General features: G+C 59.4%; 11 protein-coding genes, 1 tRNA gene and 1 pseudogene. 4 read left to right on the top strand and 9 right to left on the bottom strand.

The window, feature by feature from the left end; translation table 11 throughout:
• Positions 1–9 precede the first annotated feature (9 nt).
• From NPS46_RS09595 to NPS46_RS09585, 3 genes are all read right to left on the bottom strand, one after another.
• Positions 10–1,497, bottom strand: a complete 1,488-nt coding sequence (locus NPS46_RS09595) for an aldehyde dehydrogenase family protein (protein WP_274106519.1) — start codon at positions 1,495–1,497, stop codon at positions 10–12.
• Between the two features lie 14 nt (positions 1,498–1,511).
• Complete coding sequence (locus NPS46_RS09590; protein WP_274106517.1) at positions 1,512–2,411, bottom strand: SphA family protein; 900 nt, start codon at positions 2,409–2,411, stop codon at positions 1,512–1,514.
• Positions 2,412–2,479: 68 nt separating this feature from the next.
• Entirely contained in the window at positions 2,480–4,159 is a 1,680-nt protein-coding gene (locus NPS46_RS09585) for a GMC family oxidoreductase (protein ID WP_274106515.1), read from the bottom strand.
• Between the two features lie 298 nt (positions 4,160–4,457).
• Here NPS46_RS09585 and ycaC point away from each other — a divergent pair, with 298 nt between their 5' ends.
• From ycaC to NPS46_RS09570, 3 genes are all read left to right on the top strand, one after another.
• Positions 4,458–5,084, top strand: coding sequence for an isochorismate family cysteine hydrolase YcaC (gene ycaC, locus NPS46_RS09580; protein ID WP_274106513.1), 627 nt, complete (start codon positions 4,458–4,460; stop codon positions 5,082–5,084).
• A gap of 131 nt (positions 5,085–5,215) precedes the next feature.
• Positions 5,216–5,719, top strand: a complete 504-nt coding sequence (locus tag NPS46_RS09575; protein WP_274106511.1) for a hypothetical protein — start codon at positions 5,216–5,218, stop codon at positions 5,717–5,719.
• 117 nt (positions 5,720–5,836) lie between these two features.
• Complete coding sequence (locus NPS46_RS09570; protein WP_274106510.1) at positions 5,837–6,607, top strand: nuclease-related domain-containing protein; 771 nt, start codon at positions 5,837–5,839, stop codon at positions 6,605–6,607.
• 15 nt (positions 6,608–6,622) lie between these two features.
• On the opposite strand, the gene dsdC is transcribed toward NPS46_RS09570, so the two are convergent.
• The 4 genes from dsdC to NPS46_RS09550 form a co-directional block, all read right to left on the bottom strand.
• Positions 6,623–7,579 (bottom strand): DNA-binding transcriptional regulator DsdC, encoded by a 957-nt coding sequence (gene dsdC, locus NPS46_RS09565; protein WP_274106508.1) that lies wholly within the window; start codon positions 7,577–7,579, stop codon positions 6,623–6,625.
• 150 nt (positions 7,580–7,729) lie between these two features.
• On the bottom strand, positions 7,730–9,079 hold the full coding sequence (locus NPS46_RS09560) for a D-serine ammonia-lyase (protein WP_274106505.1): 1,350 nt from the start codon (positions 9,077–9,079) through the stop codon (positions 7,730–7,732).
• Positions 9,080–9,124: 45 nt separating this feature from the next.
• Positions 9,125–10,465 carry a gluconate:H+ symporter gene (locus NPS46_RS09555; protein ID WP_274106503.1) on the bottom strand — a complete coding sequence of 447 codons (1,341 nt, stop codon included), beginning with the start codon at positions 10,463–10,465 and terminating at the stop codon, positions 9,125–9,127.
• A gap of 575 nt (positions 10,466–11,040) precedes the next feature.
• Positions 11,041–11,110 (bottom strand) — tRNA-Thr (locus NPS46_RS09550).
• A gap of 851 nt (positions 11,111–11,961) precedes the next feature.
• Between NPS46_RS09550 and NPS46_RS09545 the strand changes: the two are divergent.
• Positions 11,962–12,250, top strand: a pseudogene (locus NPS46_RS09545) (transposase); the annotation flags it as partial.
• Between the two features lie 127 nt (positions 12,251–12,377).
• On the opposite strand, the gene NPS46_RS09540 reads toward NPS46_RS09545, so the two are convergent.
• Together NPS46_RS09540 and vapB are read right to left on the bottom strand one after the other, a co-directional pair.
• Positions 12,378–12,791, bottom strand: a complete 414-nt coding sequence (locus tag NPS46_RS09540) for a type II toxin-antitoxin system VapC family toxin (RefSeq protein ID WP_274106501.1) — start codon at positions 12,789–12,791, stop codon at positions 12,378–12,380.
• Positions 12,788–13,018 carry a type II toxin-antitoxin system VapB family antitoxin gene (gene vapB, locus NPS46_RS09535; protein ID WP_115987309.1) on the bottom strand — a complete coding sequence of 77 codons (231 nt, stop codon included), beginning with the start codon at positions 13,016–13,018 and terminating at the stop codon, positions 12,788–12,790. Before vapB ends, NPS46_RS09540 begins: the two co-directional genes overlap by 4 nt.
• Between the last annotated feature and the right edge of the window lie 131 nt (positions 13,019–13,149).

The raw sequence follows: 13,149 nt of genomic DNA, 5'->3' as shown, positions 1-13,149 counted from the left end.
GGCGGGCACTCAGTAGCGGATCATCACCGACTTGAGTTCGGTGTAATCGTCGATAAAGGCGCTGCCGAATTCACGGCCGGTGCCCGAGGCCTTGATCCCGCCAAAGGGCACGCTGGGATCGAGAAAGGTGTGCATATTCACGTAGACGGTGCCCGCCTCGATCTGCGGGATCAGGCGTAGGGCCTTGGACAGATCGTTGGTCCAGACGCTGGCCGTCAGGCCGAACGGCGAATCGTTGACCAGCCCCGGCAGTTCGGCTTCATCATCGTAGGGCAGGATGCACAACAGTGGACCGAAGGTTTCTTCGTGGAGCAGACGGTCCTGCGGGCCATTGGCGAGCACGACGGTGGGCTGGACAAAATAGCCGGGACCGTCGATGACCTGGCCGCCGCAGGCGATCCGGTTATTGGCCCGGGCCAGGGCGAAGAATTGCTGCATTTTTTCGAACTGCGGCTGGTTGGCCAGCGGGCCGAACTGCACGCTTTCGTCCAGTGGCGAACCGATGTTCAAGCCCTGCAGGGCCCCGGCAAATTTCTCCAGGGTTTCTTCCAGGCGCGAGCGATGCACATAGACCCGCTCGGGTGCGGCGCAGACCTGGCCCTGGTGGACAAACCCGGTTTGGACCAGGCCGCCGATGGCCGCGTCCAGATCGACATCGGGCAGCAGCACGGCGGCATTCTTGCCGCCCAGTTCCAGGGTCACGCGGGTCAGGTTGGCCGCCATGGCGCTTTGGCCGACCTTGAGCCCGGTGGGTACCGAGCCGGTAAACGACACCTTGGCCACGGCCGGGTGTTCGATCAGCGCGGCGCCGACTTCGCCGGTGCCGTTGAGCACGTTCAGCACCCCGGCCGGCACGCCGGCTTCCAGGGCCAGTTCGGCCAGGCGCAGCAGGGTCAGCGGGGTGAACTCGCTGGGCTTGAGCACCAGGGTGCAGCCGGTGACCAGGGCGGCGGCGATTTTCCACACGCCGATCATGACCGAGAAATTCCACGGCACAATCCCGGCCACCACGCCCACTGGTTCGCGGCGGGTAAAGGCGGTGTACTGCTCGCCGGCCATCGAGGGGAAGGATGGGGTCATGGTCTCGCCATTGATCTTGGTGGCCCAGCCGGCGTAGTAGCGCAGGAAGATCGCGCTTTGCCCGACTTCGAACATCCGCGACAGGTGAATCGACTTGCCCGAGCACAGGGTCTCCAGCTGGGCCAGTTCTTCACCGTGGGCTTCGATCAGGTCGGCAAGGCGGTTGAGGACCACGCCGCGTTGATACGGCGAGGTCTGTGCCCAACTGCCCTTGAAGGCGTTGCGCGCGGCGGCGACCGCGGCGTCGATCTGCGCGCTATTGGCCGCCTGCACGTGGGCGAGGACCTGGCCATCGGCCGGGTTGACGATGGGGATCAGCCGGGCATCGGCCAGGGTCTGGTAGTGCCCGTCGATAAAGTGGCCGTGCGCGCGATCCAGAAACGCGCGCACCTGGGGCAGCAGGGGGACTTGGCTCATAAGGGGCTCCACAATCAAAGAGGGATGGCGATGTTCAGCCAGAACTTGTCGCCTTCGGGGCGGTTCTGCACATCGAACTCATGCTGGTAATGGCCCTGGATATTCAGGCCGGACGCGGTGGTGTAGGACAGTTGCGGACCCAGGCCCACGGCGCGGCCGCGGAAGTCGCCGAGCATCGCGCCTTCGCCGCTGTCGCCGCTGACCTGGCGGTAGACATAGCCGCCGACACCAACGCCCCAGTTGCCGAAATGCTTGGCGGCGACAAAGTCGGCATGCAGTTCGTTGCCCGAGCGATAGCGGGTGTCGTCGTTCTCGTAGTTATGGTCGAACATGCTCTTCATCGAGAACTCGTAGCCCTCGGGGTTGCGGTAGGTGAAGGCGAACAGTGGTTCGAGGGTGACGTAGTTGCGGCCGATATTGGCCAGCTGGTTTTTGTCGTAGCGCCCGGTCGGCAGGTAGATATCCATGCCGACGATCCAGTGCCAGTTGCCGCTGTGCCAGCCGATGGCAAAGGGGTCGAAGATAAAGTCGCCCATGCCGGCCCTCGCCTGGCGGGTGCCGCCACCAAAGTTGACGTCGACATCGGCAGCCACCAGAAACGCGTGCATGGCCCAGTTGCCGCCCAGGATCTGCTTCTCGCTAACATGGATGCCCCGCAGGATGGTGGCGGTGGTGCTGACCTTGAAATTGTCGAACGCGGGGTTGGCGTTGGCGAAGCGATTGGCGGTGTAGAAGGTGTTGTAGCTGACCAGGTAGTTGCCGGGCGGCGGCAGGGCGCCAGTCATGAAACCTTCGCTGCCGTTGGCATAGGCACCGCCGCCGCCTTCGGTGGCTTGGGCCTGGCTGGCCAGCAGGCCGACCAGGGACAGGAGCAATGCTGCGGTTTTGCGGTAACGCAGAATGAGAATGTGCATAGGTAGGCTTCTTTATCCGGGGTGTAGCTCGCCCCGGCGCAACAGCACCTAGGGCGAGACAGGGAGGATTAGCGGCGGGTTTCGGCGAGCGCCAAAGGCGCCTGGACCAACGAGGCCGTTTCAGGTGCCGTGAGCGCCGGGAGCAACTGACCGAGAATCAGATCGGCCCCGCGTTCGCCGAGCATGATTGCCTGGGCATTGGTATTGCCGCTGGCGATCTGCGGGCAGATGGACAGGTCCATTACCCGCAGGTTGCTGACGCCGTGCACCCGCAGTTGCAGGTCGACCACCGAGTCCTGCGGGTCACTGCCCATGCGGCAACTGCCGCCGGGGTGATAGACGGTCTTGATGCCCTTGCGCACAAAGGCCTCGATGCCGGCGGTGTCCTGCCAGTCGATCCCTTCGGGGGCCGTGATCTTCTTGATCAGCGATTTAAGCGCCGGTTGCTGCATCAGTTTCAGGCCGGTTTGCACGGCGCGGATCTGGCCCTGGAGATCGTCTGGATGGCCCAGATAGTTGGGGTCGATCAGCGGCAGGTCTGCCGGGTTGGTGCTGCGCAACCTGAGGGTGCCGCGCGCCTTGGGCCGCAGGTGCCCGACCTTGACCGTGAAGCCGTGTTCGGCCGCCGGTGGCGCTTCACCGGGGGTGTTGTCGAAGTTATCCAGGACCGGCAGGAACATGAACTGGATATCCGGGCGGCCCACGCCCTGGCTGTCGACAAAGCCGCCGCCTTCCAGGACGTTGCTGGTCAGCAGGCCGCCGCGATGAACCAGCCACTGCAGCATGTGCTTGGCGCCGCGCAGGCCCTTGTCTTCGCCCAGCAGGCTGTTCTGCGCGTGGGTGGTGGCGTTGAGCGACAGATGCAAGTGGTCGTGCAGGTTCTCGCCCACCGGCAGGTCGATCAGGGTCTCGATGCCCAGGCTCGACAGGTGTTCTTTCGGGCCGATACCCGAGAGCATCAGGATCTTCGGGCTGCTCAAGGCGCCGGCGCTGAGGATGACTTCCTTGCGGGCTTTGGCGGTGATGGGCGCGCCGCCTTTTTCGCTGAAGACCACGCCGCTGGCGCGACCTTTGCTGACGATGATCTTGTGGGCGAGGGCGTCGGTGACCAGGGTCAGGCGGCTATTGTCCTGGACCGATTTGAGGAAGGTCCGCGCGGTGCTGGCGCGAGCGCCCTTGTGCGTGGTGGTCTGGTAGAAGCCGATGCCGGCCTGGCTGGCGCCGTTGAAGTCGTTGACATAGGGCAGGCCCATCTCCTGGCCGGCCCGGACAAAGGCCATGGTCATCGGGTGACGGTAGCGGTTTTCGCTGACCGGCAGCACGCCGTGCTGGCCGTGGTAGTGATCGCCCAGGCTTTCGTTGGCCTCGGATTTCTTGAAGTAAGGCAGCAGGTCGTCATAGCTCCAGCCATAGCAGCCCCAGGTGCTGCTCCATTCGTCGTAGTCCTCGCGCTGGCCGCGGATATAGATCATGCCATTGACCGAGCTGCCACCGCCCAGGACCTTGCCCTGGGCAATGATCATCTCGCGGTTGTTGCAGTGGGGCTGGGCGACGGTCATGTAGGGCCAGGACTTCTGCTGGAAGACCTTGACCACCGTGGCTGGGATCGTATGAAAGGGGCTGCTGTCCTTGCCGCCGGCTTCGAGCAGCAACACGCTGCCGGCATTCTGCTGGATCAGCCGGGCCGCGACCACGCAGCCCGCCGAGCCGGCGCCGATCACGATGTAGTCATATTCCTGGTGTGGCATGTCTTGGCCTCGTTTAGGGGGGGCTAGCGCGAATAAGCGTGTAGCCATTCAACCCCGTACCGGCCGGTGGAGATTGATTCTGTCGGCCAGATTCTTGTCTGTCGTTGCCAATTTGCCCCAGGCCAAGTTGCAAGCTTCAGGCCAGGGGCCTGGAACAGTTGCGGGAAGGGCGCGCTTATTGTCTCTAATGAGTTGACAGTTAAACCGTTTCCAGCGGCTTTTTCCTTTTTGAGTGGACGCCTAATCTGAGCCCACATTGAACGACAGCCCCAACCTCACTCAAGAAAAGGATGCAGCCATGAGCAACTTCACCTACAACCGCCTGAACAAAGATGACGCTGTGGTACTGCTGGTCGACCACCAGACCGGTTTGATTTCCCTGGTGCAGGATTTCTCGCCCAACGAGTTCAAGAACAACGTGCTGGCCCTGGCGGACCTGGCCAAATTCTTCGAACTGCCGACCATCCTGACTACCAGCTTCGAGCAGGGCCCCAATGGCCCGCTGGTGCCGGAGCTCAAGGAGATGTTCCCGGATGCGCCGTATATCCTGCGTCCCGGCCAGATCAATGCCTGGGACAACGAAGACTTCGTCAAGGCGATCAAGGCGACCGGGCGCAAGCAACTGATCATCGCCGGCGTGGTTACCGATGTCTGCGTGACCTTCCCGACGCTGTCGGCCCTGGCCGAAGGCTTTGAGGTGTTTGTGGTGACCGATGCCTCCGGCACCTTCAACACCACCGTGCAGCAGGCGGCCTGGAACCGCATGACCCAGGCGGGTGCACAGATGATGAACTGGTTCTCGGTGGCCTGTGAGTTGCACCGCGACTGGCGCAACGATATCGAGGGCCTGGGCAACCTGCTGTCCCAGCGCATCCCCAACTATCGCAACCTGATGAACAGCTACTCGGCATTGACTGCCCGCTGATTGATCGAGCACAGCCAACCTGCAGAATCCCGCTTGAGTGCGGGATTTTGCATTGGAGCCCAGGCCCCAATGCGGCATGCTGCCTATCTCCAACAGGCTGAACGACGTTCAATCAGCCGGGGCACAATTCGATGATCAGCATGCGCAAGGACAGCCCGGTGACCGAGCAGAAGTATCCCCGTTGGAAGGTATTTTTAACCCTGCTGTTTTGCCCCCTGTTTGTGGGCTTTGCGGCTATCCCGGTGTTGCTGGTACGTCAGTTGGCCGCATTGTTCTCGCAGCCCCGGCTGTTGGGTGAAGTGCGGGGCGGCGAGGTGTTGGTCGGAGTGCTGATGACCCCGCTGATTGTCGAGCTGGTCTTCTTTATCCCGTTCTTCGTGTTTGCCCTGTGGGTATCACTGAGCAAGACGAGGTTACGCAGCCGCCAGTCGTGGTATTGGCTGGCGATTGCTGGCGGTGGTCTGTCCACGCTGTGGACACTGGCCTTGGCCGTGGCGATCAACGCGAGCGCGAAAAAACCGGTGTTTGAGTATTCCTGGTGGATCGCCGTGCTCTTTGTAGTCTCGACGCTGGCGGTCGGGTTGCTGACCAAGCTGGTTTTGCCTAATACGGCCGAGCTGTCGACGCCGGCTTAGCAGGTGGACGGTAGTGATGCCTTGGCCTTGTGGATTTGGCACTGTTTATCTAGGCGGTCATTTTCTTTCTGGCTTTTTAAGGGCAGGCTGCCAGCCAACAACACAAAAGGGTAGGAAATGGACTTCACGCCGATCATCTCGCAACTTTGGGGCACCCTTAGTTGGGCTCTGCCGCTTTTACTGCTCGTTACCCTCTGTAAAACACGCTGGGCCAAAGGGCTTTGGGGTGAGTTGTGGGTGCGCCTGTTTGCCCACTGGCAGCTTGATAACAGGATCTATCGCCGCCTGCACAACGTTACCCTGGATACACCCGACGGCACCACGCAGATCGACCATGTGTTTATCTCGCCCTATGGCATCTTCGTGCTGGAAACGAAGAATATGAGCGGCTGGATCTTCGGCACGGAAAAGCAGGCGCAATGGACGCAGAAGCTCTATAAGCGCACCTATAGGTTCCAGAATCCTTTGCGCCAGAACTACAAGCATCTCAAGGCTCTGGAAGCCACGCTGGGTATTGATACTGAGTACCTGCACTCGGTGATCAGCTTTGTCGGCGGCAGTACTTTCAAGACCCAGATGCCGGCGAACGTCACCCGAGGTACTGGCTTTGTCCGTTATATAAAGTCATTCAAGCAGCCGGTGTTTCGCGAGGTCGAAGTCGATGCGCTGATGTATGTCCTGCAAGCCAACCGTCGCGCACCGACATTTGCCACTCATCGTGAACATGTGCAGAACCTCAAGCAGCGCAGCGACCCTGGTACACAGCGCCAATGCCCTCAATGCGGTAGCGAACTGTTGATTCGTACCGTGAAGTCAGGGGCGAACGCAGGCAAGCAGTTTTGGGGCTGTTCGACCTATCCCAAGTGCCAAGTGAGACAGAGTCTTTAACGCCTTGGGCATCGTTCAGGGACTGGCTTGCAGGGATGATTGCTGTGCACATGCCTTCAGCCAGTTCATAAAAACCTGCAGGCGCTTGGGGATGGCATTGAGCGGTGGATGAACCAGGTAGTAATCGTAGTGGCCCGAGCGGCTGAACCCGCCAAGAGGCAGTACCAGCTCGCCGCGATCCACGCGCTTTTGCACCAACTGCTGACGGCCGATGGCGATGCCAGCGTGGTTCATGGCGGCAGTGACGCTCAGGTCGGAGCGATCGAAGGTCAGGGTGCGTTTCGGCAGGGCGGCCAACAGACGGTTTTGCTCGGCCCATAAGGTCCATTCCGCATCGTAGGCCGCATGGTCCCAGGCGAGGGAGTCATGCAGGGTGGTGCAGTGCCGCAGATTCTCGGGGTCTTCGAGCAGACGGTGGCGTTGCGCATATTCAGGGCTGCAGACCGGGGCCAGTTGCTCGCGCATCAGCTTGTGGCTGGTCAGCCCGGGAAATTCACCATTGGCGTAGTACAGGGCCAGGTCGATCTTGCGGGTGCGAAAGTCGACGTTGTCATTGCCTACCCGCAGATCCAGCGAGACCAGGGGGTAGCGCTCGACAAAGTCGGCGAGTCGCGGCACCAGCCAGCACTGGGCCACCGAGGGCCTGACATAGAGGGCGATGGAGCCGGCAATGTCCGCCTGGGACGACTGCTCCAGGGCCTCGGACAGTTCGCCCATCGCCTGCTGGAGGATTTCGAAGATTCGCTCCCCTTCGTCGGTCAGGCTGACCTGCCGGGTCAGGCGCTGGAACAGCTTCATCGACAGTGCCGCCTCCAGACGGCTGATCCGGTGACTCACGGCGCTGGCCGTTAGGCACAGCTCCTCGGCCGCACGGGCGAAGCTCAGATGGCGGGCGGCAACCAGGAAGGTGTGCAGGTTGGCGAATTGGCTGCTGTTGAGCCTGGAGCTGATACGAGGCGGCAGGTTGAGCACGGTAGTGTCCCTCAGGCTCACAAGCGTTGTAGCGATAGGCGTCTTCCTCGAGGAGAAAACGCACCGGAAATGGCAGGTCGCTTATCTTGCCACATCCGGTTTTACGCCTATATGTGCACGCCTTCGCTGGCGTTTAAGCGGCTCGGTTTATCAACCCTGAGTGAGCAGTTCACGGCCTTTGGCCAGGTAAGCCTCCATCTCTTCGCCAGGTACCATGTTGCCACCCGTTGCCCAGACCAGATGGGTCGCCTGAGCCATGGCCTGGCGGTTCAGACCGGCGCGGGCCAGATAGGCCGGATCGGCCTGGACCCGGGCGATCCCAGGCACGCCGGCCAGGGCGGAGGGTTCCAGGCGCTGGCCTTCGTGGCGTTCCATCAGGGCCAGCAGGCAGTACATTTCTGCATCGCTGACGGTGTAGAAACCGTCGAGCAAACGCTGCATGGCCTTGCCGACAAAACCGGAAGCCCGCCCAACGGCGAGGCCGTCGGCGGCGGTCACGTTATCGATGCCAAAATCCTGCACGCTGACTTCATCGTGCAGCCCGGTGTAGACGCCCAGCAGCATGCAGGGCGAATGGGTGGGTTCGGCGAAGACACAGTGCACGGCATCTCCGAAGGCTAACTTCAGGCCAAAGGCCACGCCGCCCGGCGCGCCGCCGACGCCGCAGGGCAGATAAACGAACAGCGGGTGCTGTGCGTCCACGCGGATGTTGGCCGCCGCCAATTGGTGTTTGAGGCGCTCGGCGGCGACTGAATAGCCGAGGAACAGGTTGACCGAGTTTTCATCGTCGACAAAGTGGCAGCTCGGGTCCGCCTCCGCCTGTTTGCGGCCTTGGGCTACGGCCACGCTGTAGTCGCTGGCGTACTCGACCACCGTCACACCGTGGGCGCGCAGCTTGTCCTTCTTCCATTGGCGGGCATCCGCCGACATATGCACCGTCACCTGGAAGCCCAATGCCGCGCCCATGATGCCGATGGACATGCCGAGATTGCCGGTCGAGCCGACGGCGATCTTGTATTGGCCGAAAAAGGCCCGGGCCTTTTCGCTGTCCAGTAGGGCGTAGTCATCCTCCAGAGTCAGTAGGCTGCCGGCCAGGGCCAGGTCCTCGGCGTGCTTGAGCACTTCGTAGATCCCGCCACGGGCCTTGATCGAGCCGGAAATGGGCAGGTGGCTGTCACGCTTGAGCCACAGGGCACCGTTCAAGACCTGGTTGTAGCGTTCGCCCAGCTGTTGCTGCAGATGGGGCAGAGGCACGATATCCGACTCGATAATGCCGCCGTTGTCCCGGGTTTCAGGAAATGCTCGTTGTAGGTAGGACGCAAAACGCTCCAGGCGAGCGCTGGCATCGGCGACATCGGCGGCGGTCAGGCCCACATCGCCGAGTGCCTGCGCCGCTGAGGCCACGCCGGGATTGAACCAGGTGGTTTCCTGCAGCGCGACCAGATCGCGAATCAACGGGTAGCGGGTGTACCAGCTTTCAAGTGTTCTTCCCAAAATCATAACGTCGTCTCTTTTAAGCAATCAGGCTGGAAGTGGCGGGTTGACTCAAACAACGTGCGACAGCAACAGCGTCAGCCCCAGTGCGATCAATGAAGCCAGTACGGTGGCCAGGGTGAACTTCTTCAAGGCCTCGGCCAGTGAGACGCCGAGGTATTCCTTGACCACCCAGAACGCCGAGTCCGTGACATGGGTCCAGCCCATGGCGCCGGCCCCGATGGCCACGCAGATAATTTCCTTGCTCACGGTCGGGTGCGCACCGAGCATCGGTAGGACCATGCCGGCGGCACTTATCATGGCGACGGTCGCCGAACCGACCGCAAAATGCATCAACCCCGCCACCAACCAGGCCAGGACAATGGGGTTCATATTTAACTGCGTCAACGAGCCGGCCAACGCGTCACCCACGCCGCTGTCGACCAGAATGCCGTTGAAGGCCCCGCCGGCGCCGATGATCAGCAGGATACTGGCCAGGGGCGGAAGGCTCTTTTGAGTGTGGGCGAGCAAGTCGGTCATCGACAGGCCGCGGCGCAGGCCCAAGGTCCAGAACGCCACGACCACGGCAATGGAGAGCGCAATCAGTGGCGTGCCCAGGAACGCAATAACGTTGAAGGCGGCCGACTCATGGGGCAGACCGGCGCCGAGGCTCTTGCCGACCATCAACAGCAGCGGCAGCAGGATGGTCAGCAGCGTGACGCCCAGGCCTGGCAGGTTGCGGGTGGTGCTGTCGTCGCAATGCTCTTCCAGAAAGGCTGCCTGAGTGGCGGGGGCTTGCGTCTTGCAGACCAGCTTGATCCACAGTGGCCCGGCAATGATGGACGTTGGCAGCGCGACAATCAGGCCATACATGATGACCTTGCCGACATCGGCGCCGAGCATCCCGGTGATCGCCATCGCGGCGGGGTGTGGGGGCAGCATGCAATGCACGGCCATCAGCGACACGGCCAGGGGCACGCCCAGGTAGAGCAGATTGATCCTGGTCTCTTTCGCGACCACATAGATCAGCGGAATCAGCAGAACGAACCCTACCTCGAAAAATACCGGAATACCCGCGATAAACCCCACAAGCATCATGGCCCACGAAGCGCGTTCTTTACCCAGGGCGCGCAACAAGGTCTGGGCGATGCGCTCCGCGCCGCCTGACTCCTCAAGAATCTTCCCAAGAATACCGCCCAGGCCAATGATCGTGGCGAGGAAACCGAGCGTGCCACCAACGCCGTTTTCATAGGAAGCGGCGATTTTTGCCAGTGGCATACCGGAACCGATACCGACCACCAGACTGGCGGCGGTCAACGCCAGAAAGGCATGGACGCGAACTTTGATGATCAGAAACACGATCAGCAGGATGGCGCAAAACAACACCAGCAATAGCGTGGGAGCACTGTGCATGGGAATCTCCTGGAAGAGCTTTTATTGTTGAGATGAGTGATCGATGCCACTCAAATTTTTCGGCATTAGAGGTCAGCGGCCCGCGGGCTGACAAAGGATGGATTGGCAGGGGGTAGATGATGTGGGGTCATCTATTGGGGGGGGAGGGGCGAGGTTATTAAGCCGTACTAGTGGCTGAGTGCGAATGCACGCATGGGGCGCTTTTTGGCCACAGCCAAGTAGGGCAGGCCTGTCACTGTCGAACCCGGCAGAGGGAGTTCTCTGTCCCAGGAGTTTCTTGAGTGATTTGAGAGATACCTTGAACTCTCATGTCTATCGCTTCATTTGCTTCGAAGGATCAAGGTGTTTTTTATACTCGCAAAGAGCAAGCCAACTTTGGTTTTCGGGTTGCGAGTACGGGACAACATGTATCGTGCGCGGGTAAGCGCTCCCCTCCTCAACAAGCCTGGTAGTTGCAGAATTTTTTGTGCGTATGGAATAAGTATCTGGCGAAGAGTGGCAACTACTAAAATAGGTGAGGAATGCCTTAAACAAAAAAGGCTCACCTTGTGATGAGCCTAAGTAGTTGTTGTATGTGGTGGCACTAGGAGTCGAACCTAGAGCCTACTGATTACAAGTCAGTTGCTCTACCAACTGAGCTATACCGGCGTGTTGAGAGCCGAATTATACATAGCTGGGATGGCGAGCGAAGTCGCTACTTCGAAAAATTTACAGAAACTAGTTTTCGAACGTTTCAAGGGCTTGACGAGGCGCACGAAAAGTCCGGTTTTAGGTTTGCAGGCAGATGATACGCCTGTCAATTCCATTGATGGCTACAGGGTGTAGTGATGACGGTATACAGTGTTGCGGATTGTTTCTTTGGTCGAGTCAGGCTGGAGAGTTTTCTTTCGTTCTGGTTCCGTTTTTTCTAAATTTATTCATATTTTTCATATGGTTATAGATGTTTTAAGCCGGGATTTTGCGGCCCCAACAGTAGCGGAATGCCTGGTTTTACACCTGGCTGATGGGCATTTATAGTTCGCATGTTGCCGCCAAATCGGTGATGGGCTTTAGCCGTCTTGGAATAAGAGAGCAAAGTGCACCAGCAAATGGAGGCTTTTGCCGCATAGTATCCCATGCTTATGGTGGCTGTGCGCGGGACACCTTTGGGTGTGCCGGGTTTCTTGTCCCTGGTCGGCTAACCTGCGCGCAGCTACCCCCTAATCTGTTTAGCCGCAGCTAGTGGTAGTTCTTACATTGACAAGGAACTATCCAAATGTCGAAGTTTATGCCGCTGCAAAGCAATGTAAGTGAGTCGGCCGTGTTCTTCATCGATACTGATGCCCCGTTATCGGATCTACATGACTGTGCAGTTCAACGCTGCAAGGCTGCTCGCGATTTGATGGAAAGCATCGTGTGGTGAACGGCTAAAAACGGCCAAAAGCGGACTGGCCCACATTGGTTTACAAACTGCCGCTGACGCTTGAGGGTATCTACAAAAGTAGGGGCGATTCACTATTCGCAGTGATAACGGAGCTGAGTACATCAGCAGCAAGCTGGTACTGTGGGCAGAAAAGCATGGCATTCGCCTGGAAGATATCCAGCCCGGTAACCCCCCAGCAGAATGCCTACGTCGAGCGCTACAACCGCACGGGGCCTTACGACTGGCTGGGGCATTACCTGTTCGAATCCGTAGCCGAGGTGCAAGAGCACGCGACGCGATGGGTTGGGACATACAATCATGAACGGCCAAATATGGCCCTTGGAGGTATCACCCCCAAACAGAAGTTGGCCCTGCTGGCCTGACCTCTACTTCTAGCGAGTACTAAAGATGGGGGGATTACCATGTGAGCGGGTAAATCTGCTCTATTTTCTGTTCGTCCAGAGCAACCCGGAAGGCATGGGCAACTTTAAGTAAATCCATAATGATTTCTCAGTGGACCCAGTCTTCGAGCGGCAGCTCCGAAACGCGGCTGAATTCACGAACATTGTTCGTGACCAACACTGAACCCGAAGCAATCGCGTGACCAGCAATAGCGCTATCATTTTCGCCAATGACCAAGCCTGCTTTGGTGAGCTCAAGTTTTACCTCGATCGTCGCGTCAACCGCGCTGTGATCCCACGGTAAGATCTCATCTAGACGCTTCACAAACTCATCAACCAGCGTTTTGTGCTTCGGCGATGCCTTCTTACCGATCTGTCCATATCGCATTTCGGCGTAGGTAATCGCAGAAATCACGATCCGATTATTCCGCGCAACCTCTGCTGCCAAGCGCTGTAGTACAGACTCTGGGCGCTCGCGCATGATGAAAGAGCAAATACAAGTATCAAGCATGTACGTTGTCACAGATTGAACCTGCCTTCATCGCTGATAACGCTTGGACGCTCTTGCAGAAAGTCCGCATCAGCCTTGGGCAATTCAGCCAGCGATAGCCAGCTTGGACGCACCGGGCGCAGGGTGATCGTGTCGCCGCTACGCGTAATCTCCAGTTCCCCGACACCCTCATAAGCCATGTCGGTGGGAAAGCGGATCGCTTGATTCTTACCGTTCTTGAAAATTGAGACAGTGCGCATAATATTACTCCTGCATATGTCTGACATATGCAATATAGCAACGCCGTCCTGCATATGCAAGGCATATGGCGTTAAGGGGCTATCGCCAATGTTCGCCTGATCGCTAACTGGTCTACCCTCAGGTACGGTTT

The sequence above is a fragment of the Pseudomonas putida genome, from assembly GCF_028682395.1.
Taxonomy (GTDB): domain Bacteria; phylum Pseudomonadota; class Gammaproteobacteria; order Pseudomonadales; family Pseudomonadaceae; genus Aquipseudomonas; species Aquipseudomonas putida_AB.
Note: the sequence above shows the minus strand (reverse complement) of the source record. Positions and strands in the feature narration are given on the sequence as shown.